Genomic DNA, 24,138 nt, shown 5'->3' with positions numbered 1-24,138 from the left:
GCACGTAAACGTCGTGACCGTAAGCGCGGCGGCGCGAACCACGGTAAGCGCCCCAACGCCTAAGCTACGGCTTGGATTGAATGCTTTAAGTGAAAGACCCCGGAAACCTCACGGTTCCGGGGTCTTTCGCTGTGCGTTTTTTCGGCCGCGGCTCAGGCTTCCACGGTCCGGATGGAGTGAATCCGGTCCAGGATCGAGTTCTTAAGGTTCTCCGGAGCCGCTTCGGTGCACGAACGCTTGACCATCACGCGGATGACACATTCGAGGTCGTACTGCTCCAGGCACTCCGGGCAACTGTCCAGGTGGTCCTTGATCTCTGCGATGTCTTTACGCGTGAGCGCACCATCCAGATATTCATAGATACGTTGCATCCGGGCGTCGTCGCAATCACCCAGTCCCTGGCAGTCGCTCATTTCCTGTTCTCCTGTTTGTTGCTGTCGGCCGCGCTGGTTGACTCGGTGGCGGCCCTGAATCCCCGCTCGGCGGCATAGTCCGCAAGCATGTCCCGCAGCATCTTCCGGCCGCGGTGCAGCCGGGACATGACGGTCCCGATGGGGGTGTTCATGATCTCTGAAATTTCCTTGTACGCGAAGCCCTCGACGTCGGCGAAGTACACGGCCAGCCGGAATTCCTCGGGAATCGACTGGAGGGCACGCTTCACATCGGAATCGGGAAGGTGGTCGAGCGCCTCGGCTTCCGCCGAACGCAGTCCCGAGGACGTATGCGACTCTGCGCGGGCCAGCTGCCAGTCCTCGATCGTGTCCGAATTCGACTGCAGCGGCTCGCGCTGACGCTTCCGGTACAGGTTGATGTAGGTGTTGGTGAGGATGCGGTACAGCCAGGCTTTCAGGTTGGTGCCGGGCTTGTACTGGTGGAAGGCCGAGAACGCCTTCGTGTACGCCTCCTGGACCAGGTCCTCGGCGTCCGAGGGATTCCGGGCCATCCTCATGGCCGCGGAATACAACTGGTCCACGTACTGCATGGCGTCGCGTTCGAAGCGCACCCGGCGCTCGTCCGCGGACTCGGTGGAGACGTCCAGCGGCTTGCCGTCCACCTCGGTTTCCAGGGCGGCGGCCGCGCTGGCATCAGGTGTAAGGGTGGGCGTGGCGTCGTTTCCGGCAACCTCGTGCATGGCCTTAACGGCCGGGTCCATGGTGCTCATTGCGTCCAAGTCTACTGTCACCTTCCGCCGGGCACCCGGAACTCCCGGAAGCGCGACGGTCCACGGCTGCCCGGAACCGGCTTCCAGTTCCGTTCTGTCCAACACCTGCGTCAAATCTCCGCCTTCCTGAGCCGTGCTTAAACCTGCCTTTCACAACCACGTCCGGCAGGCAAATATTCCGCAAAAGTGCAAGACTAGAACCGGTTCTCCCGCAGTGAATCCGCAGTTCGTCCATCCAGGAGGAAATTCATGTCGATTGTCCGCTTTCTCGCCCGGCCCATGCTCGCCTCCAGTTTCGTCCTCGCCGGCGTGCACAAGCTCAAGAATGCGGATGACACTGCGGCACAGCTGTCTCCCCTGCTGCGGCGTACCGCCGACGCACTGCCGTTCCAGGTTAATGAGAAGGTCCTGGCGCGCGCGATTGGCGGAACCCAGGTCGGCGCCGGCGTCTGCTTCGCCCTCGGCAAGTCCGCCCGGCTGGCAGCCACCGTCTTGGCCGTCATTTCGGCCCTGAACAGCTACGTGGAATGGCGCAGCGCGGACATCTCCTCAAAGGAAGCCCGCGACGCCCGCCGCAAGCAGCTCCTGAAAAACGTTTCCCTGACCGGCGGCGCGCTGCTCGCTGCCGTCGACACCGCCGGCAAGCCCAGCCTGGCATGGCGCGCCGGCACCTTCGCCGCGGACGCGAAGAAGAACGCGAGCCACTTCGCGGCCGATGCCAAGAAGACCACCAACAAGCGGCTGAAGAAGGCCGACAAAGTGGTCCGCAAGGCCGTCGACCACAAGGCCGGGGCCTAAGACGGTAATGACTGGCACCACCCCCTCCGCAGCCGCCCCGTCCCGTTCAGCCGGCCGCCATGCTGCCGACGCCGCTCCGCACTGGCCCGCGCCGTTCGCGGCACGGCCGGTCGACGCCACCGTCACCGTTCCGGGTTCCAAGTCCCTGACCAACCGGTATCTCGTGCTCGCGGCCCTCGCGGACGGGCCGTCCCGCCTGCGGGCCCCCCTGCACTCCCGGGATTCGGCGCTGATGATTGCGGCCCTGCGGCAACTGGGGGCCACCGTGACGGAGGTTCCCGGCGACGGTGCGTTCGGCCCCGACCTGGAAATCATCCCGATCAGCCTGGACGCCGCCGCGGCGGACACGGCGATCGACTGCGGCCTGGCGGGCACGGTCATGCGATTTGTGCCGCCGGTGGCCGCGCTGCGCCGCGGAGAGTCACATTTCGACGGCGACCCGCACGCCCGCAAACGGCCGATGGGCACCATCATCGAAGCACTGGCCGGCTTGGGCGTGGCGGTCAGCGCGCCCGACGGCGGTCCGGCGTCGTCGCTGCCATTCACCGTGCACGGCACGGGTGAAGTGCGCGGCGGCCACCTCGTCATCGACGCCAGTGCATCGTCCCAGTTCGTCTCCGCCCTGCTGCTGGCCGGCGCCCGCTTCACCGAGGGGCTCCACCTGGAACACCAAAGCAGGGAAGACGCAGGCAAGCCCGTGCCGAGCCTGGACCACATCAACATGACGGTGGCCGTGCTGCGCGGCGTGGGCGTCACGGTCGATGACTCGGTACCGAACCACTGGGTGGTCTCCCCCGGCCCGATCCGCGCGTTTGACCAGCGGATCGAGCAGGACCTCTCCAACGCCGGCCCGTTCCTCGCGGCGGCCCTTGCCACGGGCGGCACCGTGCGGATCCCCAACTGGCCCGCCGCGACCACGCAGGTCGGTGACCTCTGGCGCGGCATCCTGGCCGCCATGGGCGCGACCGTGACGCTCGACGCCGGCACATTGACCGTCACCGGCGGACGCGAAATCAAGGGCGGCGACTTTGACGAAACCAGCGAACTCGCCCCCACCGTCGCCGCGCTCTGCGCCCTCGCCACCGGCCCCTCCCGGCTGAGCGGCATCGCGCACCTCCGCGGTCACGAAACAGACCGGCTCGCCGCCCTCGTCGCCGAGATCGCCCGCCTCGGCGGCGATGCCGAGGAAACGACGGACGGACTCATCATCCGGCCCGCCAAGCTGCACGGCGGCGTCGTGCACAGCTACGCGGACCACCGCATGGCCACGGCCGGCGCCATCCTCGGCCTGGCCGTACCAGGCGTCGAGGTCGAGGACATCGCGACCACGGCCAAGACCATGCCCGACTTCCCACGGCTCTGGGAAGCCATGCTGGCGCAGGGACCCGCCGCAGACGAGGACGCCGCCGGTGGCACGCAGCACTGATTCCTGGGACGAGTCCGACGTCCGGATCCGTCCGAACAAGAAGGGCTCCCGGCCCCGCACCAAGGACCGGCCCAGCTACGACGACGCCGTCACGGGCCGCATCATCACCGTTGACCGCGGCCGCTACACCGCCGTCGTCGGCGAAGGCACCCCCGAGGAACGCAAGATCATCGCCGCGCGGGCCCGGGAACTGCGTCGCAATCCCGTGGTGGCCGGCGACTTCGTCTCCCTCGTCGGGGACGTCACCGGTGAACCTGACACCCTCGCGCGGCTGGTCAAGATCCTGGACCGCAAGACGCTGCTGCGCCGCAGTGCCGATGACACCGATCCGATCGAACGGGCCGTTGTGGCCAACGCCGACCAGCTCGTGGTGGTGGTGGCGGCGGCCAATCCCGAGCCCCGGACCGGTTTCATCGACCGCGCGCTCGTGGCCGCGTACGACGCCGGCATTGAGCCGCTGCTGCTCGTCACCAAGGCCGACGTCAAGGATCCCGCCGAGCTGCTGTCCAATTACACGCACCTCGACTTCCCCGTCATCATCTCCAAGACGGCGGACTCCGCCGCATCAGGCATCGACGCCCGCTCCGACGACGGCCTTTCCGCCCGGCTCGACAAGGACGCCGTCTCGCAGCTCCGCGGCTACCTCGACGGCAAGGTCACCGTCATGCTGGGCCATTCCGGCGTCGGCAAATCCACCATGGTCAACGCACTGACCGGGGCCGAACGTGCCACCGGAGGCGTCAACGCGGTGACCGGCCGCGGCCGCCATACGTCTTCCTCCGCGCTGGCGCTCAAAGTCAACGATGCCCCGGCCGGCAGCTGGATCATCGACACCCCCGGCATCCGGTCCTTCGGGCTTGCCCACGTGGATCCGGACCGGATCCTGAGATCCTTCCCGGACCTGGAACCGGGCACGGACGATTGCGAACGCGGCTGCAAGCACGACTCCACCGCCGTCAACTGCGGCGTCGATGCCTGGGTTGCGGCCGGGCATGCGGGACCCTCCGGGCCAGCACGGCTGGCCTCCCTGCGCAGGCTGCTGGGCACGGACCCGCGGATGGAAGCGCAGGACGCCAAGGAACTCGGCACTGTGTCCTAAGGCGGCCCCTCACCGGCCCGCGGCGCAGTACCGCGGCCTCCCGGCGGCCCGCCCGCTTAGACGGTAGTTTGGAACCATGAGCCAAACCGATTCGAGCTACAACGATGACCTGCGCCTTGCCCATGTCCTGGCAGATTCCGTCGATTCCCAGACCATGAGCCGCTTCAAGGCGCTGGACCTTCGGATCGAGACGAAGCCCGACCTCACCCCGGTCACCGACGCCGACAAATCCGCCGAAGAGGCCATCCGCGGCCAGCTCTCCCGTTCCCGGCCGCGCGATGCGGTCTTGGGCGAGGAATTCGGCAGCTCCGGCCACGGCTCCCGGCGCTGGATCATTGACCCGATCGACGGCACCAAGAACTTCGTCCGCGGCGTCCCGGTCTGGGCCACCCTGATCGCCCTCGTTGACGAGGGCGAACCTGTGGTCGGCGTCGTCAGCGCGCCGGCCTTGGGCAAGCGCTGGTGGGCGGCCAAGGGCGCGGGCGCCTACACCGGCCGCTCCCTGGCCTCCGCCACCCGGCTGAAAGTGTCCAACGTTTCCAAGCTCGAGGACGCGTCGCTGTCCTACTCCAGCCTCGGCGGCTGGAAGGAACGCGGAAACCTGGACGAGTTCCTCGGCCTTACCGAGGAAGTGTGGCGCACCCGCGCCTATGGTGATTTCTGGTCCTACTGCCTCGTGGCCGAGGGGGCGGTGGACATCGCCTGCGAACCCGAACTGAACCTCTACGACATGGCCGCCCTCGTGCCGATCGTCACCGAAGCCGGCGGCCGCTTCACCTCGCTCGAGGGCGAGGACGGCCCCTTCGGCGGCAACGCCCTGGCCACCAACTCGATCCTCCACTCGGAAGTGCTCAAGCGGCTCAACCCCGGACTCGACGACCTCCTCTAGGATCATCCGACCGTTCACAACAACCGAACAAACGGCGGCGGCGGCCCCCATTCCGGGGCCGCCGCCGCCGTTTCTTCGGCCGACGCGCGCTTTGCGGCGCGCACGTAACAAACCGCTTCACATTCGGAGGCCGCCTTTTCCACGGCTGCACCGATGTCCTACGCTCGATGCAGGTCACGAGTGCCAGCGCTAAACCCCGGTTTGCTGGCCGGCAACCCTCCAGCCGCGGTGGGGTGCCCCGGGTGACGACCTGGCCGGTCCGGAACGGACCCGGCAAGCGCGGATTCCCACGATGTGGGGTCCTGTTCGAGTGAGGTCCCATGACAACTGCCACTTTCCCCGCCGCCCCCGACGTCGACGCACGGTTTGCCGCCGCCGCACGCCCGCTCGCCGCCGTCACGGGCGCCGAGATCCATTCCCCGCTGATCAAGGGCGGCCACGCCCGCTACGCCAACCTCGATTACGGCGCCTCCGCCCCGGCCCTGTCCGTGGTCTCGGCCTACCTGAACGAAATCCTGCCGTACTACGCCAGCGTCCACCGCGGCGCCGGCTACGCATCCCAGATCAGCACCTCGGTCTACGAAAATGCCCGGGACATCGTGCGGGACTTCGTGGGCGGCCGTCCGGACGATTCCGTGATCTTCACCCGCAACACCACCGATTCCCTGAACCTGCTGGCCGGGTGCCTGCCGCTGCAGGACGGCCGGCCCGCCGGCGAGGTCATCTACCTCGACATCGAACACCACGCGAACCTCCTGCCCTGGCAGAACGTCCCGCACCGCAGCGTCGTGGCCGCGCCCACCCTCGCGGCCACCATCGACCGCCTGCGCGACGAGCTCGCACGCGGCGGCGTGAGCCTGCTGGCCGTTACCGGCGCCTCCAACGTCACCGGCGAGATCCTGCCGATCCGCGCCCTCGCCGCGCTGGCGCACGAGTACGGCGCCCGGATCGTCGTCGACGCAGCGCAGCTGGCGCCGCACCGGCGGATCGATATCGCCGCGGACGACGTCGACTACCTCGCCTTCTCGGGTCACAAGCTTTACGCCCCGTTCGGCACCGGTGTGCTGGTGGGGCGCACGGACTGGCTCGACGCCGGCACCCCGCACCTGGCCGGCGGCGGCGCCGTCCGCGACGCCCGGCTCGACTCCGTCAGCTGGACCACCGGACCCGCCCGGCACGAGGGCGGCTCGCCGAACGTCCTGGGTGCGGCCGCACTGGCCCGCGCCACCCAGGTGATCGCAGAGCTGGACCCGGCACAGTGGTACGCCCACGAGGACGCCATCCGGTCCTTCCTGGTCGAGGGTCTGCAGCGCATCGAGGGCGTGACCGTGCACCAGATCTTCGCCGACTCGTCGCTTGCCGACGGTCAGCCGGGCGCAGGCACCATCGGCGTCGTGAACTTCTCCGTAGAGGGCTACGACGCCGGGCTGGTGGCCGCCTACCTGTCCGCCGAACACGGAATCGGCCTGCGCGACGGCCGCTTCTGCGCCCACCCGCTGCTCAAGCGGCTCGGCCTGCCCGCCGGCTCCCTGCGGGCCAGCTTTGGCCTGGGCTCCCGGCTGGAGGATGCCGAGCGACTGCTGGCCGGCCTGCGGCAACTGCGGCAAACAGGGCTCGGCTGGGATTACGTGGTGGATGCCGGCCGCTGGGTGCCGGCCAATGACACCCGCAGCTACCCGCACTGGGCGCCGAACACGCCCGGCACTGCCGGCGCCGCGCCGTGCACCCTGGACTAGGCGCTGCTTGGACTAGGCGCTGCTGACCAGGCGCTGGGGATCGGGCACTGGGGATCAGGCACTGCACCCGTGCGGTAAATTCGAAAGGTACCTGAACCAGCAGGACCTTCCCCGAAGGAGATCGCACGTTGCACAGCGTGCCCAAAATGCACGGCAGGCCCAAACTGCACGCCGGGCCCAAGCTGCACAGTCAGCGCCGTCAGGAACTCGGACAAAGCTTCCAGGACGGCGGAGAGCACTACGACCGCGTCCGCCCGGGCTATCCGCAGGAATCGGCCGACTGGCTGATCCCGGCGGGGGCCAGGGACGCCGCGGACATTGGCGCCGGCACCGGCAAGTTCACCGCACTCCTGGCCGCACGAGGACTGCACACGGTGGCTGTGGACCCTTCCGCCGACATGCTCGAGCAGCTGCGCCGGGCCCTGCCGGAGGTTACTGCCGTCGAGGGCACCGCAGAGGACACGGGCCTCGAGCCAGGAGCCTTTGATCTCGTCACTGTCGCCCAGGCCTGGCACTGGTGCGATCCCCGTCTGGCCAGCACCGAGATCGCCCGGATCCTGAGGCCGCACGGCGTCCTGGGCCTGGTCTGGAACCAGCTGGACACCGCCGTGCCATGGGTACACCGGCTCTCCCGCATCATGCACGCCGGGGATGTCCACAAACCACACTTCCGGCCGCCCGTGGGCCCCGAGTTCACCGCGTTGGAGAGCCACCTGACCCGCTGGGAAGACTCTGTCACCGCGGAGGACATCAAGGAGCTGGCGAAGTCCCGCAGCTACTATCTCGCAGCGTCGGAGGCCACCCGGGCCAAGGTCATGGCCAACCTCGACTGGTACCTGAACGAGCACCTGGGCCATGCCCCCGGCGAGATCCTCCGGCTGCCCTACCTGACGCAGACGTGGCGTGCCATCCGGGCCTGACCCCGGGCCGGATTGCAGGGGAAGGCCACCGGGGCTTATTGTTTCGGTATGCCTAATATTTTCTTGTAGGCAGACAAAACTTTGACGTCGGCCGTTTTCCCGCCGGCGCCGACCACCGCGTCAACGAGGACGCGCCAATCACGGGAGCTGTCAGTGTTGGACGTAAAGGGACACGAACAACCGCCGCAGGGCGCCCGCACCTACAAGCATCCGGGTGCCCACAAAGCGCTGATCGGCCTGCTGGGCCCGGCGTTCGTGGCGTCGATCGCCTACGTCGACCCCGGAAACGTGGCCGCCAACCTGACCGCCGGCGCGAAGTACGGCTACCTGCTGGTGTGGGTCCTGGTGGTCGCCAACATCATGGCCGTCCTGGTTCAGTACCAATCCGCCAAGCTCGGGGTTGTCACCGGCAAGAGCCTGCCGGAGATCCTGGGCGAGCGGCTCAAGCCGTTCTGGCGCCGCGCCTTCTGGCTGCAGGCCGAAATCGTGGCCGCCGCCACCGACCTCGCCGAGGTGGTGGGCGGTGCAATCGCGCTGTACCTGCTGTTCGGCCTCCCCCTCCCCCTGGGCGCCCTGATTGTCGGCGCGGTGTCGATGCTCCTGCTCGCTGTGCAGGCCCGGGAGAAGCAGCGGCCCTTCGAATTCATCATCATGTTCCTGCTCGGCATCATCACCATCGGCTTCCTGGCCGGGCTGATCATCAGCCCGCCCGATCCGAGGGCCGCCTTGGCCGGGCTGATTCCAGGCTTCCAGGGCCCGGACACTGTCCTGCTGGCTGCCAGCATGCTCGGCGCCACCGTCATGCCGCACGCCATCTACGTCCACTCGGCCCTGTCCCGGGACCGGCACCGGCCCGACGAGCACCAGCATGTCCCGCCGTCGGCCGTCGCCCGCCTGGTCCGGGCCACCCGGTTCGACGTCGTGGCCGCGCTGGCCATCGCCGGCATCGTCAACATCGGGATGCTTCTCCTGGCCGCCTCCACTCTCGGCGGCGAGGAGGGCACGGACACCATCCAAGGCGCGCACGCCGCAATCTCCGCCAATCTGGGCCCCGTCGTCGGCGTGGTCTTCGCGGTCGGGCTCCTCGCATCGGGCCTGGCATCCACCTCGGTGGGCTGCTATGCCGGCGGGACGATCATGCAGGGCCTGCTCAAAATCCGGATTCCTGTCATGGCCCGCCGTGTGGTCACCCTGATTCCGGCCGTTGTCCTGCTGGCGGTCGGCTTCGACCCCACGTGGGCACTCATCCTGAGCCAGGTGGTCCTCAGCTTCGGGATTCCCTTTGTCCTGATCCCTCTGGTGGTCCTGACCAGCAACAAGGCCCTGATGGGCAGGTTTGCCGACGGCCTGGCCCTCCGGATCGCCGCCATCATCAGCGTGGTGCTCGTCGTGGCACTCAACCTAGTCCTGCTCTGGCTCACGTTCTCTACCCGCGGCTGACGGTAGGCTTGGGTTTGTGAAGACCAGTACGCCCTCCTCCTCGATCGAGGACTACGTCAAGGTCATCTACTCGTTCACCGAATGGCAGCAGAAGCCCATCACCTCCACGCAGCTGGCGCAGCGCCTGGGGGTCGCCAATTCCTCGGTGTCGGAGATGGTCCGCAAGCTCAAGGACCAAGGCCTCGTAGACCACAAGCCGTACAGCGCGGTCACCCTCACCAGCGACGGGGTCCGGCTGGCCCTGTCCATGGTCCGGCGGCACCGGCTGATCGAGACGTTCCTCGTCCAGGAACTCGGGTACCGCTGGGACGAGGTCCACGACGAAGCCGAGCTCCTGGAGCATGCCGTTTCCGACACCTTCATTGACCGGATGGCGGCGAAATTAGGGAACCCTTCCCGGGACCCGCACGGCGATCCCATCCCGGCCGCGGACGGCACCGTGCTGATGCCCGCCGCGTTCCGCCTGAGCGAACTCGACGACGGCCACACCGGCCGCATCACCCGGATCAGCGACGAAAACCCGGAACTCCTGCGCTACCTCGCCGCCGAGGACATCGACCTCGACGCCGAAGTGGAGGTTGTGGGCCGGAGGCCGTTCGGCGGCCCGCTCGTGGTCCGGATCGGTTCCGCCGCGGCGCCCCGTGAATTCGATTTCGCCGAGGAAGTCGCCTCGGCACTGTGGGTCCACAGCGACGCCGAGCACGCGGGCTGCCGCGTCCCGGAGCCCTAAGCCGGCTGCCCGTCCGTCACGGGCGGGTTCCGGATCCCGACGGCGGAAATCAGCGCGCCGGCCAGGAACAGCGCCGCTGTCACGGCCATGGTTCGCTGCAGTCCCGCCGTCGTGACTGCCGGTCCCGTGATGGCGCCGGCGAACGCGATGGTCAGCAGGCCCGCGATGCGGGCCACCGCGTTGTTCACGGCGGAGCCGATCCCGGCCTCTTCCGGCTCGACGGCGCCCAGGATGGCTGCTGTCAGCGGTGCGACGGTGAGCGAGAGGCCGAGGCCGAAGACCAGCAATCCGGCCAGGATCTGACCGGCATAGTCCAGCGGAATCTCCACGCCCGTCATCAGGACGAAGCCGGCGGCGCAGAGCAGGGGTCCTCCCGCCATGAACCAGCGGGGACCGAAGCGTCCGGCGAGAGCACCCACCCGTGAGGACAGCAGCAGGAGCATCAGCGTCGGCGGCAGCAGGGCGAACCCGGCGGCCGTGGCGCCCAGGCCCGCCACCTGCTGGAGGTAGAGGCCCAGCACAAAGAAGCCCAGCGAGAGCGCGCCGTATACGGCCGTCGTTGCGAGATTGCCCCAGCCAAAATTGCGCACGGCGAAGAGCCGCAGCGGCATCATCGGGTATGGGGTCCTTGCTTCGTGCACAAGGAACGCGGCCAGGCCAAGCACCCCGGCAGCCAGCGGCACCCAGACCTGCGGAGCAGCCCAGCCCTTGCTGCCGGATTCAATGAGGGCGTACACCGTGCCGCCCAGCCCGATCACCGCCAGGAGGGTGCCGAGCAGATCGATCCGGCTGCCGGGAATCCGCCCGTGGTCAAGACCTCTCAGTCGCCGGAGCACCGGCCACACGGCGATGGCCGGAACCACATTGATGAAGAAAATGACACGCCAGGTGAGCACATCGACCGAAAGGCCGCCTAAGAGAGGCGCGGCAACGATCGCGCCGCTGGTCCACGCGGACCACCGGCCGATCGCCAGGGCCTGCGCCGGACCGGCGAAGACCGTGACGATCAGGGCGAGCGAGCTCGGCACCAGGAGCGCACCGGCGATGCCCTGCAGTCCGCGGGCGACGATGAGCACCTCGGCGCTCCACGCGAAGCCGCACAGGACGGAGGTGGCGGTAAACCCCGCCAGGCCCCACTGCAGCACCCGGACGCGGCCGAACTGGTCCGACAGCGAACCGGCCACCAGGATCAACGCCCCCAGCGTCAGCAGGTAGGCATCCACCACCCACTGCTGGACGACCAGGCCGCCGCCAAGGTCCCTGCTGATGGCCGGGAGGGCGAGATTGACGACGGACCCGTCCAGGAAGGCCATGAAGGACGCCACGATGGCGACGTAGAGAACGCGCTGCTGTTGGGACACGGCTGCCGCCTTCCTCGCCGCCGGGCCTGGACCGCGACCGCCGGTGGTGTGTCGAGCCTAACACCGGGCCCTTTCGGTGGCCGGTGGCCGCCGTCGTTCCCGTATCGTTGAAGGATGGTTACCCGACGTGAAGCAGCCCAGATCCTCGACATTCCCCTGGAGATGGCGCACCGTCACGGCATCCCCTCCCGCCTGTCCGAGGCTGAGCTCGGCGAGCTGCTGGACAATCCCCCGGCGTGGCTGCTCCAGTCCAAAGCGAACCGGACCGGCAAGCGCCCTGTCTGGGTCCAGCTCACGTGCGCGGTCTGCGGGTTCTCCGAAGCGGCCCGGCCCAAGAAGTGGTGGCCGGACTTCACCTACGTCTGTTGCGCCCACCATGAGGCCCGTGATATCCCGGTCCTCGGGCCCGGGCTCGTGCGCAGCGTGTACGACGGCGTCGGCAGCCGCTTCGCAGGCATCGTGGACGCCGAGGTTCCCGAGGCGTAGCTTAGAAAGAGGGGCTACTCCGGGCCCCTGCCGTGAGGGAGAGCACCATGCCTGACAAGACGCCGCACCAGAGCGTGTCGAAAAAGTCGGTTAAGACGATCAAGGAAAAACGGGCCGAGAAGAAGGCGAAGCATATCGTCGACGCCCACACTGACCCGGTGGCGCACATCAAGAAGCGCTGAACAATGCAGAAGGCCGGAGGCTGTTGCTTCCGGCCTTCCGCATCTCACCCGATGCGGGTGGTGACGCCCCGGCAGCGGACGTCCAGACTAAGACCAGCGCGCCGGACAGCGCGCTCGAACCAGACCGGAGGAATGCCAGTGACAACCACACCGGAGACCGAGGCCCACGGGCCGGTCGACTTCGTACTCCTCGAGTTCCCCATGACGGGACTGACGGGACGGGCCAGTGAGGAACTCGTCAAACTCGTCGAGCAGGGCGTGATCCGCCTCTTCGATCTCCTCGTCGTCATGAAGAACGAGGACGGCACTGTGGAAGTGCTCGAACTTACCGACCCGGGCGGGCCGGCGGCGGGGTTCTCCTACTTCGAGGGCGCACAGACAGGGCTTCTGGGCGACGACGATATCGCGGAGGCGTCGGCCGCGCTTCTCCCGGGGACGGTCGCCGCGCTGATTGTCTACGAGAACATATGGGCAGCACCGTTCGTGGCGGCCGTTCGCGAAAGCGGTGGCGAGCTCGTCGGGAGTACCCGGATCCCCGCGCCGGACGTCATGGATGCGCTCGACGCCCTCGAGGCCCGCGACGCTGCGACGCCGGCAGCCGACGCATAGGCCCTGACGCAGAAGAAATGTGAGAGGAGAACAATTATGGGACTTCTTAGGGGAATGGCCCGGACGGCCGTGGTTGCCGGGACGGCATCTGCCGTCAGTGGCCGCGTCCAGCGCCGCCAGGCTAACAAGTTTGCCGAGAAGGATGCCGCGACCGCGGCCAAGCAGCAAGAGGCCTACGATGCGCAGATGGCGCAGCAGCAACCGCCGCCCGAATACCAGCAACCGGCCCCGCCCCCGGCCGCCTCAGGCGGCATTACCGACGACGCCATCCAGCAGCTCAAGGAGCTCGGAGCTCTGAAGGAGCAAGGGATCCTCACCGAAGAAGAGTTCGTGGCCCAGAAGGCGAAGATCCTCGGCAACTGAACGACTCTCCGGGCAATGCTCCGGCCAATTCTCCAAGGCAACAAAAAGGTGGGGGAAGTGTCAGTAGACACTTCCCCCACCTTTTTCGGGGTGATGCTTGTGGAGATGGGGGGAATTGAACCCCCGTCCGATGTCGTGTTGTCAGGGCTTCTCCGGGCACAGTTTGCGTCGGATTTTCTCGGCCCCAGCCATGCTGCAAACAGCTGGCTGATCCGGGCCCAGTCATCTAAGAGTCCCGTTTACCCCGATGACGGAGGTAAACAGCAGTGGCTATCTAAATGACGCCAGGATCCGGGGCAATAGCAACCTCGGGCTGACGGACTGTCTTACTGCTTAGGCAGCGAGAGCGAAGTCAGTGCGTTTTGATTCGGCACTTATTGGTTTGCAGACAGCGTTTACGAGATAATTCTGCATCCTCGGCCCGCTTCACCTGTCGCGACTAACATCGTCGAAACCGATCATCCCCGTATTTTTTTATCAAACCGGACTGGCCTGATGCTGAACCGCTTCGCGATCCTGCTTCGTTCCTTACCCGGACAATCAATCATAACGCACGACCCCTGGGAAACATTCCCGGCAACGTTCCAGGGAGCCTGCCGGCAAGACTTTGGAGATCGCCCGCTAGCGCCGGTTGCGTTCGCGCATGACCCGCTGGGCCTCGCGCTTGTCCTGCTGTTCGCGCAGCGTCTGGCGCTTGTCGTATTCCTTTTTACCGCGGGCGACGCCGATTTCCACCTTCGCGCGGCCGTCCACGAAATACAACTGCAGCGGCACGATCGTGAAACCCGATTCCCGGATCTTGTGCGAGATCTTCGTGAGCTCCTCGCGGTGCAGCAGCAGCTTGCGGCGCCGGCGGGCGGCGTGGTTGGTCCAGCTCCCCTGGTGGTATTCGGGGATGTGGATGCCCTCCATCCACAGCTCATCGTTATAGAACGTGCAGAAGCCGTCGACCATTGAGGCATGGCCTTCGCGCAGGGACTTTACTTCAGTGCCCATCAGCGCGATGCCGGCCTCGTAGGTGTCAAGGATGTGGTAGTCGTGCCGGGCCTTGCGGTTGGTGGCCACTACCTTACGGCCACTTTCTTTGGGCACGGTAGGACTCCTTGGTTGTGGTGGTGATTCACTCCGGCCGGGTGGCGCGGAACCTTTCCAGTTTACGGCAGGGCGGCCGCCGCAGCAGATGGCCCGGGACAGGCTACAGCAGGGTCATGGGGTCCACGGCCCGGCCGTTGAGCCAGGTCTCGAAGTGCGCGTGGCACCCGGTGGAGTTGCCGGTGGTTCCCGAGTAGGCAATCAGCTGCCCCTGTTCAACGTGCTGGCCGACCGAGACCGTCACAGAGGTGTTGTGGTAGTAGATCGTGGTCAGCGAGTTGCCCTGGATGACGCCGTGGGAAATCTTCACCCGGTTGCCGCCGCCGTCGTTGCCCCAGCCGGCCGAGAAGACGGTGCCAGCCGCCGCGGCGTAAACGGGGGTGCCGCACGTAGCGCCGAAGTCGATGCCGGTGTGCATATAGCCGCCGGTGCCGTAGAAGTCGATGGTGCCAGGCGGCGTCGCGCGCCAGCCGAATCCGGACGTGATGGGGATGTTGGAAGAGAACGGGTGCCGGAGGCCGAAGGCCGACGGCGGTCCCTGGACCGGAACGTAGGGCTGGACCGCCTGTCCCTGCGCACGGGCGGCCGCGGCCGCGGCCTCGGCGATGCGGCGCTGCTCGGCTTCCCAGGCCTCTCGCAGTTTCCGGTCGCGTTCGGCGATATCGGCGGCGACGGCGTCCTGCTGGGCCTTGACCTGGGCGAGCTGGTTCTGGATGCCCGGCTTGGCAGCCTGGAGCTCTGCGTCAATCCTGGTGGTGTCGGCGATGAGCTTGTCCACCTGCGCCTTCTTGGCTTCGGCCTCGTCCCGGGCGGCCTTCTCCCGCGCCAGCGCGGCGTCGGCTTTGGCCTTGAGGTCCGTGATTTCGGCCTCGACGGCTGCCAGCCGGGCCTGCGCGTTGACGTTGGTGGCACTCTGCTGCGTGAGCTTGTCCATCGCGGAGTTCTGGCTGCGCAGGGCCTGGTCCGCGAGGTCGATGGTGTCGGTCAGGCTGCCGCCCTGGTTCGAGCCGAAGAACAACGACAGGTTGGACGGGACGCCGCCGGACTTGTAGGCCTGCGTTGCGATCTGCCCGATCAGTTTCCGGGTGTCGGCGATCTTCTGCTTGTCGCTCTCGAGCTGCGCGGTGATTTTGGCCTTGTTCTGTTGCGCAAGGTCCACGCGGGCAGCGAGGGCGTCCACCTCCTGGACCGCTCCGGCCACCCGTCCCTGGGCGTCCACGAGGGCCTGCTGGGCGGCGGGGAGCTGGCCCTGGTACAGGACCAGGTCTGCCGCGGCCTGGGCGATCCTGGCATCCACGAACTCCAGGGAGTCCTGGACCTGCGCCGCCTGATCCTTTAGTGCGGCCTGCTGGTCGTCCAGGTTGTCCGCAAATGCCACCGGCGCCGAGGCGCCCAGGCTTCCCGCGAGGACCAAGGCCAGGGTGGCGCTGATCATCCGGCTGCGGCGTCCCACCAGGCGAAGCCGGAGGGGGTGCCGGAGGGGGCGGGGGGCCATCGGTGTCATAAGCATTCCCTTTTCGTTGCGCAAAGCTAGACCCGCAAGTACCGGCGGAGGGTCAGCAAGGAGGAAATTCCGGCCAGGACGACGCCCAGGCCAATCAGGGCAGGTGCCAGCATCAGGGTCTGCCCCGGCGAGATGAAGGCGGTGTCCGGGTACTGCTTGGACAGGACCTCGCCGAGGAAGAAGTGGGCCACCGCCCACAGGGTGCCGGAGGCCAGGGCGGCGCCGATCACCGCGGCGATGACGCCTTCGAGGATGAACGGCAGCTGGATCACCATCTTGGAAGCTCCCACCAGCCGCATGATGCCTGTCTCGCGACGTCGGCTGAACGCGGAGAGCCGGATGGTGGTCGCAATCAGCAGGATGGCGCAAATGATCATGACGCCGGCGATGCTAACTGCCACGAGGGACGCCGCGTTCATGGCCGAGAACAGGCGTTCCAGCAGCTGACGCTGGTCGATCACGGTCTCCACGCCGGCCTGCGAGGAAAAGGTCTCGCTGATGATCTCGTACTTCTCCGGGTCCTTCATGTTGATCCGGAACGAGGCCGGAAGCTGGTCCGGGGTCACGGAGTCGACGATCGGGGAATTGGAGAACTGTTCCTTGAAGTGCTTGTAGGCGTCGTCTTTGGACTCGTATTGGAAGTCGTTGACGTACTGCGCCACCGCGGGCGACTGCAGGAGCTTGCGCAGGTTGTCTTCCTGCTCCGGGGTGGCCGGGCCGGTGGCGCAGCCGGGCGCCGTCGAACCGTCACTGCACAGGAAGATGGCCACCTGGACTTTGTCGTACCAGTAGCCCTTCATCTGGTTGATCTGCAACTGGAGCATGCCGGCGGCGCCGACGAAGGTCAGGGACACGAAGGTCACCAGGATGACGGAGATCACCATGGACAGGTTGCGGCGCAGGCCGCTGCCGATCTCGCTCAGGACGAATGCAAGCCTCACGCCTGGCCCTCCCCTGCGGGGCGGAGCCCGCGCGCTTCGGCGCGTGTTTCCGCACGGGGGGACGCAGCGGGCGGCTCGTCCCGGCCGCTGGCGTCGCGCAGGCGGCGCGACTGGCCCACCACCGGAATCATGGACGTGTACAGGGCCCTGGCCTCGTCACGGATCACGACGCCGTTCTTGAGTTCCACGACCCGTTTGCGCATCTCGTTGACGATGTCGTCGTCGTGGGTGGCCATCACCACGGTGGTGCCGTTCTGGTTGATCTTGTCCAGCACGCCCATGATGCCCATGGAGGTGGTGGGGTCCAGGTTGCCGGTGGGTTCGTCGGCCAGCAGGATGCCGGGCCGGTTCACGACGGCGCGGGCGATCGCCACGCGCTGCTGCTCACCGCCGGAGAGTTCGTGCGGGAGCCGGTTTTCCTTGCCTTCCAGGCCCACGGTCTTGAGGACCTCGGGGACGGTGTCGCGAATGACGCTGCGGCTCTTGCCGATGACCTGCATGGCGAAGGCGACGTTGGCGAAGACCGTCTTTTGCGGCAGCAGGCGGAAGTCCTGGAAGACGACGCCGATGCCGCGGCGCAGGCGCGGCACGCGCCAGCTGGAGATGTTGGCGACGTTCTGGCCGGCGACGTACACGGCCCCGGAGGAGGCACGGTCCTCTTTGAGGACCAGGCGCAGGAAGGTCGACTTGCCGGAGCCGGAGGCCCCGACGAGGAAGGCGAATTCGCCGCGGTCGATCTCAAGGTTGATCGAATCCAGCGCCGGCCGCGCCTTCTGGTCATAGACCTTGGTGACATTTTCGAAACGGATCATGGCCCTTAGTACCCTGCAGGACATGGCCGCGGGGGCCCGGTTCTGCTGCCGGCGCAAGGGCTTTCGTTTGGGGGAAGTAGAGCTCCGGCCCCTCGACTATACGCACGGGTAACGGCGGATCGCCCGGAACGGCGGGGCGTGTCGCACGATTGTCAGGGACCTCCCAGTCGAGGCGCCCGGTCGGGGTGCGGGGCCTACTTCTCGGCGTTGCGGTTGTCGGTCCGCCAGCGGATCCCCGCGTCGATGAAGTCGTCGATTTCGCCGTCGAACACCGCCGAGGTGTTGCCGACCTCGTGCTCGGTGCGCAGGTCCTTGACCATCTGGTACGGGTTCAGGACGTAGGAGCGCATCTGGTCGCCCCACGAGGCTTTGACGTCGCCGGCGAACGCCTTCTTCTCGGCGTCCTCCTGTTCCTTCTTCAGCAGCAGCAGGCGGGACTGCAGCACCCGAAGGGCGGCGGCGCGGTTCTGCAGCTGCGATTTCTCGTTTTGCATGGACACCACGGTCCCGGTGGGGATGTGGGTCAGGCGCACGGCGGAGTCGGTGGTGTTGACGGACTGGCCGCCGGGGCCGGAGGACCGGAACACGTCCACACGGATCTCGTTGTCGGGGATGTCGATGGAGTCCGTCTGCTCGATCAGCGGGATCACTTCCACTGCGGCGAAGGAGGTCTGGCGGCGGCCCTGGTTGTCGAACGGGCTGATCCGGACCAGGCGGTGGGTACCGGCCTCGACGCTGAGCGTGCCGTAGGCGTAGGGCGCCTTGACCTCGAACGTCGCGGACTTCAACCCGGCTTCTTCAGCGTAGGAGGTGTCCATGATGGTGGTCGGGTAGCCGTGGCGTTCGGCCCAGCGCAGGTACATGCGCAGCAGCATTTCGGCGAAGTCCGCCGCGTCCACGCCGCCCGCGCCGGCCCGGATGGTCACCACGGCTTCGCGCTCGTCGAACTCGCCGGAGAGCAGCGTGACCACTTCGAGCTCACCCAGAGCCTTGCGGACCGATTCCAGCTCCGCGGCGGCGTCGGCCATGGAGTCGGCGTCGTCCTCGTCCTGGCCGAGCTCCACGAGGACCTCGAGGTCGTCGATCCGGGCCGCCAGCTTGTTGAGGCGCTCGAGCTCGGACTGCTTGTGCGAGAGCTTCGAGGTGATGACCTGCGCCGCGGCGGGGTCGTCCCACAGGTTGGGTTCGCCGGCCCGCTCGCTGAGCTCGGCGATGTCTTCCTTGAGCGCCTCGACGTTCGAGACGTTCTCGATGGACGCATAGGTGGCCCGCAGCGCGCGGATTTCAGCGGGAAAATCAATGTTTGCCATGGTTTTTTAAGCCTACGCTATGTGTCCTAGCGCCCTGACCCTCCCGGGTGCCCCCTTCCCTTCCCGGATGCCCTATCACTTGGGGCTATCAGCCCCGGTTGGCAGCATCTACTGATAGGGCAGCCGGGATGTTGGGGACGCGCTGCAGCGGGTCAGCGGCTGAGGCGGGACCGCGCCGTCGACGTCGCCTCGATCCGGATGCCGTCGGGCACCAGGAAGTTCACTACCGGCGGGTGGACGGCAGCGCTGAGCACCACGACGGCGGTGGCACCGTCCGGGCTGCCCGTGGACGGCGCCACACTGAGGCCGCTGACGCGGCCGAAGGCGCCGTTGCGGCTCAGATAGTCGACGGCGGCGCTGCGCACCCTGGTACCGCTCAGCACGGCGGACGGCGTGCCGCCGGCGTTGCCGAGCTGCCCGAGCGTGAAGCTGTCCGCTGCGGCCACCGAGGCGCCGTCGGCGAGGGAGAGTAGTTTCTTGTGTTCGAGGTACACGCTGGAAGCGGCAATGACGACGGTCGCGACAAGAAGCGCAATCACGACGAACCCGATGCTCAGCACCAGCACCTGGCCCTCCTGCGGACGGGACGGGTTCCTGGCTGGATGCTGGAATGCACCGACGTGGATGTTCACCGGAACCTTCCCACCAGTTGGGTTGCCGAGGCGCTGAGCTGGCTCGCGTTGAGATGAAGCGCATCGTTGAAGGGCACAAAGGGCAGCGGCACAGCGAGGTGTACGGTGACCGTCACCGCCGAGCCGGGAGCCAGACAGTCCGCGGGCTCGCAGCGTGTGTCGATGCTGGCGTTTTCCGCCGGCTGCCCGTAGTCGGCGAGCGCCAGCAGCACGGCCTGCTCGGCGGCGGCCCGGCCGGTTGCCTCGTCCGGCTGGGCGACATAGACCTTGGCGGCCTGGTCCGCGGCGCCAACCACAGCGAACGAGCCGCCCTGGATCTGGCCCACAGTGATGATGAAGTACACGAGAGGCACCATCAGCAGCATGGACAGGAAAACGAACTCGATCACGGCACTTCCCTGTTCCGGCGCGGCGCTGAAATCCGGGGAGGCGCCGTCGCCCCCGGAAACAGGTACGCCCCGGACTGGACGGGGCGCTGCACGGTTACGGCTGGATGGCCGCATGGCCCTTCACCTCCAAGAGCGCCCGTGGACCGATAAAGCCGAGGACCGGCAACGGCGCACGGACAGTGACTTCCAGCGTGCGGATGCCCTGGTACGTGGACTCGCTGCTGGCCACGTCCCGGGCGAAATCGGGGTTCAGCGCCGCCGTAATCAGCTGGACCGTCCGGTCCCGGGCATCCCCGGAGTTGCGGCCCGCCAGCGTGCCGTATCTGGCCCCCGACGCGGCGGCGTCTATCAGCGTGTTCCGGACATGGAGGACCAAGGTGAGCTGGACTATCGCGAGGAAGAACAACGTGAGTAGCGCGCCGATCAGCACGAAGTCCACCACGGCGGCCCCACGCTCACGGTCTGTGATGCGCCGGAGCCCGGTGCCGTGCCCCGCGCCCTGTGCCGCCACCTGCTACTGTCCGACCTTATCCATGGCCTGGTTGAAGAGCCCCTCCAGCGCCGGACCGGCGAGGGCCAGAAGGGCAGCCACGAGGACTGCGGACATAAGGGTGATCATCACCCAGCCGGGCACATCCCCCCGCTCCGGGTGGTCTGCTCCCCCGGCACGGTGGTCCCCCGGCCGCAGCCGCGACTCGACAGGCCGCCACATCACCATGCTCAGCGCCATCAATGCCATCCGGGTTCCGAAGTTCTTCACGGTGTCCTCTTTCCTGGTTCTTCTCGTGCCTGATCTCTCTTGTTTCGTGCTTCTGTCTCTCCGGTGCTGTTGTCGATCTGGTGCGTCTGGTTTCCTGCCCTTCGTACCCGAATCCTGGTGATGCCTCGGTGCAGATCCTGGCGTCGCATCCGGGCCGGCAAGTCCCGGACTGCGGGACGTTCTTCCTATCCTCCTTCCGTCGTCGTATGCCTTTTCTTGAATTCCGTCCTTGCGGCTTGCAAAGCCTCGCCGTCTGCGCCGCGTCCAGGGTGGGCTGGGCTGGCGGCTCCTAGAGTCCGAGACTGATGGCGGCCAGGCCGGGGAACACGGCGAAGATGACTGTTAGCGGAAGCACACCGAAGACGAGCGGCACCATCATCCCGATCTCCTTCTTGCCGGCGGACTCCATGAGCTCCCTTTTGGCTGTGTCCCGGACATCCTGTGCCTGCGCGCGTAGGACGTCGGCCAGGGGTGTTCCGCGCTCCACGGCCACGATCATTCCGTCGACGAAACGGAGCAGGGGTCCCTGACCCGTCCTGGCCGAGAACTCCCGCAGGGCCTCCACGAGCGGCTTCCCGGCCCGGGTCTCGGAGAGGACGCGGCTGAATTCGTGCGAGAGCTCGCCCCGGGCGCTCCGGCAGACCCTGTCCAGCGCACCGGTGGCACTTTCCCCGGCACTGACAGCGAGGGCCATGAGTTCGGCGATGCTGGGGAACTCCGCCATCATCAGCGCCTCCCGTTTCTTGATATGCGCTCCCAGCAGGTAGTCCCGGAGCAGGAACCCGCCCACGGCGCTCCCCACGACGGCTACCACCGCGACGAACGGGCTGAAGCGGCCGAGACTGCCGGCGAGCGCCACGACGCCGACGGCGAGGACAAAGCCGCCAGCCGCCCACACGAGCTGTTCGGCCCGGAAGTCCACCGCCGTCTTGGCGCTCCCGGCGCGGGCAAGCCTGCGGTTCAAGGCCGTCGCACCAAGGTTGATTCGGCCTAGTGATCTGACGCCGTCGCGGATCGCCGGGCGGAGAATCCTTTCCAGCGGCCCGAACGGCGTGACATTGCGCGGGGCGGTCCGCAGGAGCCGGGATTCCAGGTTGTGGGTTCTCAATTGCGGACCGATACGTTCGACGAACGTCGTCGGACGCATGAAGGGAAGCCGCACGAGGAACAGCCAGAGTCCGGCCCCGAGGACTGCGCCGCATACCGTGGCACCCGCCATCAGCCCGGTCATCGGAGCACCCGCTGCTCGTCCGGCAGCGCGCCGATCCGCAGCATGATGGCGTAGGAAATCAAAGAGACGGCCAGGCCGCCCAGAAGGACCGCCGCCCCGGCCGCGGTGTTGTAGGCCATCACGGCCTCGGGCCGGCTGGCCAGCAACACCAGCACGATCCAGGGCGCCGCGACGGCCAACCGGGCGGCGTTGACGGTCCAGGACTGTCTGGCCTCCAACTCACTCCGGGTCCGGGCGCTCTCCCGCAAGAACTCGGCGAGCGTGCCGAGGAGTCGCCCGAGATCAGAGCCGCCCACCTCCCGGGTGAGCCGGAGCGCCTCGACAATCCGGTCCGCCACGGGATCGGCCAGGCGTTCTTTGAGCCGGGTGAGCGAGGGATCGAACTGGCCTCCGGAACGGTAGTCGGAGCCGAAGTCCACGAACACGTGGCGAAGCTCCACGGGGCCTTTCTCGCCAAGCTGGATCAGGGCCTCGGGCAGTGACAGGCCGGCCCTGATGGCTGACCGGAGGTGGTCCACGACGTCGGGCCAGAGCTGGCGGAGGACGGCCGTTCGCTTCCGGGCACGCCACCGGACGATCGCCATCGGCAGCCAGGCGCCAAACAGGCCAAAGCATCCCGAGATCGGCCACGACGCTGTCACTGCGAAGAAGGCCAGGGTTGTAAATACGCCGACCCCGACGCACGAGGCGAGCAGGCCCGCCGCGCTGACCTTTTCGATGCCCGCCGTCCGCAGCAGATCCTCAACCCGGCTGGTCCGGGACTTGCGCCGGGAGATACCAGGCTGCTCCCACGCGGACCACCAGATCAACAGAAATCCGGCCCCGCCCAGCATCCCCAGGAGCGGCGCCATTAGCGCGGCTCCAGCAGGGCCGCGACGTCGTAGCCGGAGCGGGCGAACTTTTCCGCGGCGGGCATGGAGTTGGCCTTCGGCAGAAGCTGCCCGTCCGACATCGTGAACACCATGGAGGATTCGATGATTCCGTTTTCCACCCGGCGGCCCAGCGACAGGATCTCAGTGACCTGTCGGCGCCCGTTGGCGTGCCGACTGCAGTGGACCACCAGGTCGATGCAGGACGCCACCGTCGGAACCACGAAGGCACTGGAAATGTTGTCGCCGGCGAGCAACGGCAGCGTGCAGATCTTCGTCACCGCGTCATGCGCGGAGTTTGCATGGACGGTGCACATCCCTGGCAGACCCGAATTCAAGGCTATGAGCATGTCAAGGCTCTCAGCCTCCCTGACCTCCCCCACCACGAGCCGGTCGGGCCGCATGCGCAAGGCCTCCTTGACGAGCCGCCGCAGCGGAATTTCCCCCTGCCCCTCCAGGTTCGGCTGCCGGCACTGCAGCCCCACGACGTCGCGGAGCGGAAACTGCAGTTCGAAGATCTCCTCCACCGTGATGACCCGCTCACGGGTGCCGATGCTCGCCGCGAGGCAGTTCAGCATGGTGGTCTTGCCGGCCTGGGTGGCGCCCGAGACCAGGATGTTGAGGCCGCTGGCGACGGCCGCACCGAGGAACCTGGCCGCCTGCGGGGTCAGCGTTCCCAGCTCCACCAGGTGCTCCAGCCGGCTGGCCTTGACCACGAACTTGCGGATGTTGATGGCCCAGTGCCGCCGGGTGACGTCCGGGATGACCACGTGCAGACGTGAACCGTCAGGGAGCGCCGCATCCACGAACGGGGAGGACATGTCCAGCCGACGGCCGGAGCTCTTCAGCATCCGTTCCACGAGGTCCCGGACCTGCTGGTCCGTCAACGACACAGAAGTCAGCTCCGATTCGCCGTTGCGCGCCACATAGATTTCACTGGGCGCATTGAGCCAAATTTCCTCGATGCCCGGATCGTCCAGGAGGGGCTGCAGCGCGCCGAAGCCGGCGACGGCGTCGTAAACGAATCTCCGCGCCGACTCCAACGGACCCAGCGGCGGCAGCGGCGCCAGCAAGGCCCGCTCGTCGTAGTCGCTGACCGCCGCTTCGACCAGGCGCCGGACCTCCCCGGACTGCCGCAAGGGGTCCAGACCGCGCCGGCGGATCAGCTCGCGGACCTCGTCCTCGACAATGTGCACAGCCTCCATACGGCCCCCAATATGACTGACGCCCCACTGCCGAGGCGATGAAAGTGGCTTAAACCTAGGCGGCACTGCCCGGCCGGACAAGGGGTGCGGCGGCCCTATGTGGATAACCGTCGCCTTGGCGGAATAACACCTTTCTCATCGGTCACAGCAGGCTCATTGGCCTCACGTCTGGACCGAGCCGGAGCGGCCGGT

General features: G+C 67.2%; 27 protein-coding genes, 1 other RNA gene and 1 riboswitch. Of the genes, 12 read left to right on the top strand and 16 right to left on the bottom strand.

Annotated elements, in window-relative coordinates; translation table 11 throughout:
• Window positions 1-152: 152 nt before the first annotated feature.
• Together rsrA and BLR03_RS03330 are read right to left on the bottom strand one after the other, a co-directional pair.
• Window positions 153-413 carry a mycothiol system anti-sigma-R factor gene (gene rsrA, locus BLR03_RS03335; protein ID WP_091249360.1) on the bottom strand — a complete coding sequence of 87 codons (261 nt, stop codon included), beginning with the start codon at window positions 411-413 and terminating at the stop codon, window positions 153-155.
• Window positions 410-1,183, bottom strand: a complete 774-nt coding sequence (locus BLR03_RS03330) for a sigma-70 family RNA polymerase sigma factor (protein WP_368086931.1) — start codon at window positions 1,181-1,183, stop codon at window positions 410-412. Before BLR03_RS03330 ends, rsrA begins: the two co-directional genes overlap by 4 nt.
• Window positions 1,184-1,411: 228 nt before the next feature.
• Between BLR03_RS03330 and BLR03_RS03325 the strand changes: the two genes are divergently transcribed.
• The 8 genes from BLR03_RS03325 to BLR03_RS03290 all read left to right on the top strand — a co-directional run bounded on the left by BLR03_RS03325 (window position 1,412) and on the right by BLR03_RS03290 (window position 10,200).
• Window positions 1,412-1,960 carry a DoxX family protein gene (locus BLR03_RS03325; protein WP_091249357.1) on the top strand — a complete coding sequence of 183 codons (549 nt, stop codon included), beginning with the start codon at window positions 1,412-1,414 and terminating at the stop codon, window positions 1,958-1,960.
• Between the two features lie 7 nt (window positions 1,961-1,967).
• Entirely contained in the window at window positions 1,968-3,386 is a 1,419-nt protein-coding gene (gene aroA / locus BLR03_RS03320; protein ID WP_091249354.1) for a 3-phosphoshikimate 1-carboxyvinyltransferase, read from the top strand.
• Window positions 3,370-4,485 carry a ribosome small subunit-dependent GTPase A gene (locus BLR03_RS03315; RefSeq protein WP_091249351.1) on the top strand — a complete coding sequence of 372 codons (1,116 nt, stop codon included), beginning with the start codon at window positions 3,370-3,372 and terminating at the stop codon, window positions 4,483-4,485. The genes aroA and BLR03_RS03315 overlap by 17 nt, the downstream gene beginning before the upstream one ends.
• Before the next feature lie 76 nt (window positions 4,486-4,561).
• The gene (gene hisN / locus BLR03_RS03310) at window positions 4,562-5,374 is read left to right on the top strand and encodes a histidinol-phosphatase (RefSeq protein ID WP_091249348.1); all 813 of its coding nucleotides are present in this window, start codon (window positions 4,562-4,564) and stop codon (window positions 5,372-5,374) included.
• Window positions 5,375-5,546: 172 nt separating this feature from the next.
• A riboswitch (SAM riboswitch) is annotated at window positions 5,547-5,660 on the top strand.
• Window positions 5,661-5,694: 34 nt separating this feature from the next.
• Entirely contained in the window at window positions 5,695-7,110 is a 1,416-nt protein-coding gene (locus BLR03_RS03305; RefSeq protein ID WP_091249345.1) for an aminotransferase class V-fold PLP-dependent enzyme, read from the top strand.
• A gap of 146 nt (window positions 7,111-7,256) precedes the next feature.
• Window positions 7,257-8,030, top strand: a complete 774-nt coding sequence (locus BLR03_RS03300) for a class I SAM-dependent methyltransferase (protein WP_091249342.1) — start codon at window positions 7,257-7,259, stop codon at window positions 8,028-8,030.
• A gap of 153 nt (window positions 8,031-8,183) precedes the next feature.
• Window positions 8,184-9,470 (top strand): Nramp family divalent metal transporter, encoded by a 1,287-nt coding sequence (locus tag BLR03_RS03295; RefSeq protein ID WP_091249339.1) that lies wholly within the window; start codon window positions 8,184-8,186, stop codon window positions 9,468-9,470.
• Window positions 9,471-9,486: 16 nt separating this feature from the next.
• On the top strand, window positions 9,487-10,200 hold the full coding sequence (locus tag BLR03_RS03290) for a metal-dependent transcriptional regulator (RefSeq protein WP_091249336.1): 714 nt from the start codon (window positions 9,487-9,489) through the stop codon (window positions 10,198-10,200).
• Here the strand turns inward: BLR03_RS03290 and BLR03_RS03285 are convergent.
• Window positions 10,197-11,513: an MFS transporter gene (locus BLR03_RS03285; RefSeq protein WP_091249449.1), complete on the bottom strand. Its 1,317-nt coding sequence runs from the start codon at window positions 11,511-11,513 to the stop codon at window positions 10,197-10,199. The genes BLR03_RS03290 and BLR03_RS03285 overlap by 4 nt on opposite strands.
• Window positions 11,514-11,675: 162 nt before the next feature.
• On the opposite strand from BLR03_RS03285, the gene BLR03_RS03280 reads away from it, so the two are divergent.
• The 4 genes from BLR03_RS03280 to BLR03_RS03270 all read left to right on the top strand — a co-directional run bounded on the left by BLR03_RS03280 (window position 11,676) and on the right by BLR03_RS03270 (window position 13,201).
• Window positions 11,676-12,047, top strand: coding sequence for a hypothetical protein (locus BLR03_RS03280; protein WP_091249332.1), 372 nt, complete (start codon window positions 11,676-11,678; stop codon window positions 12,045-12,047).
• A gap of 47 nt (window positions 12,048-12,094) precedes the next feature.
• On the top strand, window positions 12,095-12,229 hold the full coding sequence (locus BLR03_RS25160) for a hypothetical protein (protein ID WP_018775274.1): 135 nt from the start codon (window positions 12,095-12,097) through the stop codon (window positions 12,227-12,229).
• A 132-nt stretch (window positions 12,230-12,361) separates the two neighbouring features.
• Window positions 12,362-12,838 (top strand): DUF6325 family protein, encoded by a 477-nt coding sequence (locus BLR03_RS03275; RefSeq protein WP_254788128.1) that lies wholly within the window; start codon window positions 12,362-12,364, stop codon window positions 12,836-12,838.
• A 36-nt stretch (window positions 12,839-12,874) separates the two neighbouring features.
• Window positions 12,875-13,201 (top strand): SHOCT domain-containing protein, encoded by a 327-nt coding sequence (locus BLR03_RS03270; RefSeq protein WP_254788127.1) that lies wholly within the window; start codon window positions 12,875-12,877, stop codon window positions 13,199-13,201.
• A 97-nt stretch (window positions 13,202-13,298) separates the two neighbouring features.
• Here the strand turns inward: BLR03_RS03270 and ssrA are convergent.
• From ssrA to BLR03_RS03205, 13 genes are all read right to left on the bottom strand, one after another.
• Window positions 13,299-13,667, bottom strand: a transfer-messenger RNA (tmRNA) gene (gene ssrA, locus BLR03_RS03265).
• 155 nt (window positions 13,668-13,822) lie between these two features.
• Window positions 13,823-14,293, bottom strand: coding sequence for an SsrA-binding protein SmpB (smpB, locus tag BLR03_RS03260; protein ID WP_091249322.1), 471 nt, complete (start codon window positions 14,291-14,293; stop codon window positions 13,823-13,825).
• Window positions 14,294-14,396: 103 nt separating this feature from the next.
• Entirely contained in the window at window positions 14,397-15,797 is a 1,401-nt protein-coding gene (locus tag BLR03_RS03255; protein WP_091249319.1) for a peptidoglycan DD-metalloendopeptidase family protein, read from the bottom strand.
• Between the two features lie 26 nt (window positions 15,798-15,823).
• On the bottom strand, window positions 15,824-16,738 hold the full coding sequence (gene ftsX, locus BLR03_RS03250) for a permease-like cell division protein FtsX (protein ID WP_091249317.1): 915 nt from the start codon (window positions 16,736-16,738) through the stop codon (window positions 15,824-15,826).
• Window positions 16,735-17,550, bottom strand: coding sequence for a cell division ATP-binding protein FtsE (gene ftsE, locus BLR03_RS03245; protein ID WP_091249314.1), 816 nt, complete (start codon window positions 17,548-17,550; stop codon window positions 16,735-16,737). Before ftsE ends, ftsX begins: the two co-directional genes overlap by 4 nt.
• 194 nt (window positions 17,551-17,744) lie before the next feature.
• On the bottom strand, window positions 17,745-18,860 hold the full coding sequence (gene prfB / locus BLR03_RS03240) for a peptide chain release factor 2 (protein ID WP_091249311.1): 1,116 nt from the start codon (window positions 18,858-18,860) through the stop codon (window positions 17,745-17,747).
• A 152-nt stretch (window positions 18,861-19,012) separates the two neighbouring features.
• A complete protein-coding gene (locus tag BLR03_RS03235) occupies window positions 19,013-19,492 on the bottom strand; it encodes a pilus assembly protein TadG-related protein (RefSeq protein WP_368086930.1) in 480 nt (159 codons plus the stop codon).
• A complete protein-coding gene (locus tag BLR03_RS03230) occupies window positions 19,489-19,881 on the bottom strand; it encodes a hypothetical protein (protein ID WP_091249308.1) in 393 nt (130 codons plus the stop codon). Before BLR03_RS03230 ends, BLR03_RS03235 begins: the two co-directional genes overlap by 4 nt.
• 94 nt (window positions 19,882-19,975) lie before the next feature.
• Window positions 19,976-20,392: a TadE family protein gene (locus BLR03_RS03225; protein ID WP_091249304.1), complete on the bottom strand. Its 417-nt coding sequence runs from the start codon at window positions 20,390-20,392 to the stop codon at window positions 19,976-19,978.
• Between the two features lie 3 nt (window positions 20,393-20,395).
• A complete protein-coding gene (locus BLR03_RS03220; RefSeq protein ID WP_254788137.1) occupies window positions 20,396-20,593 on the bottom strand; it encodes a hypothetical protein in 198 nt (65 codons plus the stop codon).
• 337 nt (window positions 20,594-20,930) lie between these two features.
• Window positions 20,931-21,872 carry a type II secretion system F family protein gene (locus BLR03_RS03215; protein ID WP_091249299.1) on the bottom strand — a complete coding sequence of 314 codons (942 nt, stop codon included), beginning with the start codon at window positions 21,870-21,872 and terminating at the stop codon, window positions 20,931-20,933.
• A complete protein-coding gene (locus tag BLR03_RS03210) occupies window positions 21,869-22,723 on the bottom strand; it encodes a type II secretion system F family protein (RefSeq protein WP_091249296.1) in 855 nt (284 codons plus the stop codon). Before BLR03_RS03210 ends, BLR03_RS03215 begins: the two co-directional genes overlap by 4 nt.
• The gene (locus tag BLR03_RS03205) at window positions 22,723-23,946 is read right to left on the bottom strand and encodes a TadA family conjugal transfer-associated ATPase (protein ID WP_091249293.1); all 1,224 of its coding nucleotides are present in this window, start codon (window positions 23,944-23,946) and stop codon (window positions 22,723-22,725) included. Before BLR03_RS03205 ends, BLR03_RS03210 begins: the two co-directional genes overlap by 1 nt.
• Between the last annotated feature and the right edge of the window lie 192 nt (window positions 23,947-24,138).

Source organism: Arthrobacter sp. ok909 (assembly GCF_900104405.1).
Taxonomy (GTDB): domain Bacteria; phylum Actinomycetota; class Actinomycetes; order Actinomycetales; family Micrococcaceae; genus Arthrobacter; species Arthrobacter humicola.
This window is presented reverse-complemented; position numbering and strand designations above follow the sequence as displayed.

Excerpts from the sequence above, each read along its gene's own strand:
- BLR03_RS03255 (WP_091249319.1), bottom strand. The coding sequence starts at position 15,797 with ATGACACCGATGGCCCCCCGCCCCCTCCGGCACCCCCTCCGGCTTCGC.
- BLR03_RS03205 (WP_091249293.1), bottom strand. The coding sequence starts at position 23,946 with ATGGAGGCTGTGCACATTGTCGAGGACGAGGTCCGCGAGCTGATCCGC.
- BLR03_RS03280 (WP_091249332.1), top strand. The coding sequence starts at position 11,676 with ATGGTTACCCGACGTGAAGCAGCCCAGATCCTCGACATTCCCCTGGAG.
- BLR03_RS03305 (WP_091249345.1), top strand. The coding sequence starts at position 5,695 with ATGACAACTGCCACTTTCCCCGCCGCCCCCGACGTCGACGCACGGTTT.
- hisN (WP_091249348.1), top strand. The coding sequence starts at position 4,562 with ATGAGCCAAACCGATTCGAGCTACAACGATGACCTGCGCCTTGCCCAT.
- BLR03_RS03300 (WP_091249342.1), top strand. The coding sequence starts at position 7,257 with ATGCACGGCAGGCCCAAACTGCACGCCGGGCCCAAGCTGCACAGTCAG.
- BLR03_RS03275 (WP_254788128.1), top strand. The coding sequence starts at position 12,362 with ATGCCAGTGACAACCACACCGGAGACCGAGGCCCACGGGCCGGTCGAC.
- rsrA (WP_091249360.1), bottom strand. The coding sequence starts at position 413 with ATGAGCGACTGCCAGGGACTGGGTGATTGCGACGACGCCCGGATGCAA.
- BLR03_RS03220 (WP_254788137.1), bottom strand. The coding sequence starts at position 20,593 with ATGTGGCGGCCTGTCGAGTCGCGGCTGCGGCCGGGGGACCACCGTGCC.
- aroA (WP_091249354.1), top strand. The coding sequence starts at position 1,968 with ATGACTGGCACCACCCCCTCCGCAGCCGCCCCGTCCCGTTCAGCCGGC.
- BLR03_RS03325 (WP_091249357.1), top strand. The coding sequence starts at position 1,412 with ATGTCGATTGTCCGCTTTCTCGCCCGGCCCATGCTCGCCTCCAGTTTC.
- BLR03_RS03285 (WP_091249449.1), bottom strand. The coding sequence starts at position 11,513 with ATGGCCTTCCTGGACGGGTCCGTCGTCAATCTCGCCCTCCCGGCCATC.
- BLR03_RS03215 (WP_091249299.1), bottom strand. The coding sequence starts at position 21,872 with ATGACCGGGCTGATGGCGGGTGCCACGGTATGCGGCGCAGTCCTCGGG.
- BLR03_RS03270 (WP_254788127.1), top strand. The coding sequence starts at position 12,875 with ATGGGACTTCTTAGGGGAATGGCCCGGACGGCCGTGGTTGCCGGGACG.
- prfB (WP_091249311.1), bottom strand. The coding sequence starts at position 18,860 with ATGGCAAACATTGATTTTCCCGCTGAAATCCGCGCGCTGCGGGCCACC.
- BLR03_RS03210 (WP_091249296.1), bottom strand. The coding sequence starts at position 22,723 with ATGGCGCCGCTCCTGGGGATGCTGGGCGGGGCCGGATTTCTGTTGATC.
- BLR03_RS25160 (WP_018775274.1), top strand. The coding sequence starts at position 12,095 with ATGCCTGACAAGACGCCGCACCAGAGCGTGTCGAAAAAGTCGGTTAAG.
- ftsE (WP_091249314.1), bottom strand. The coding sequence starts at position 17,550 with ATGATCCGTTTCGAAAATGTCACCAAGGTCTATGACCAGAAGGCGCGG.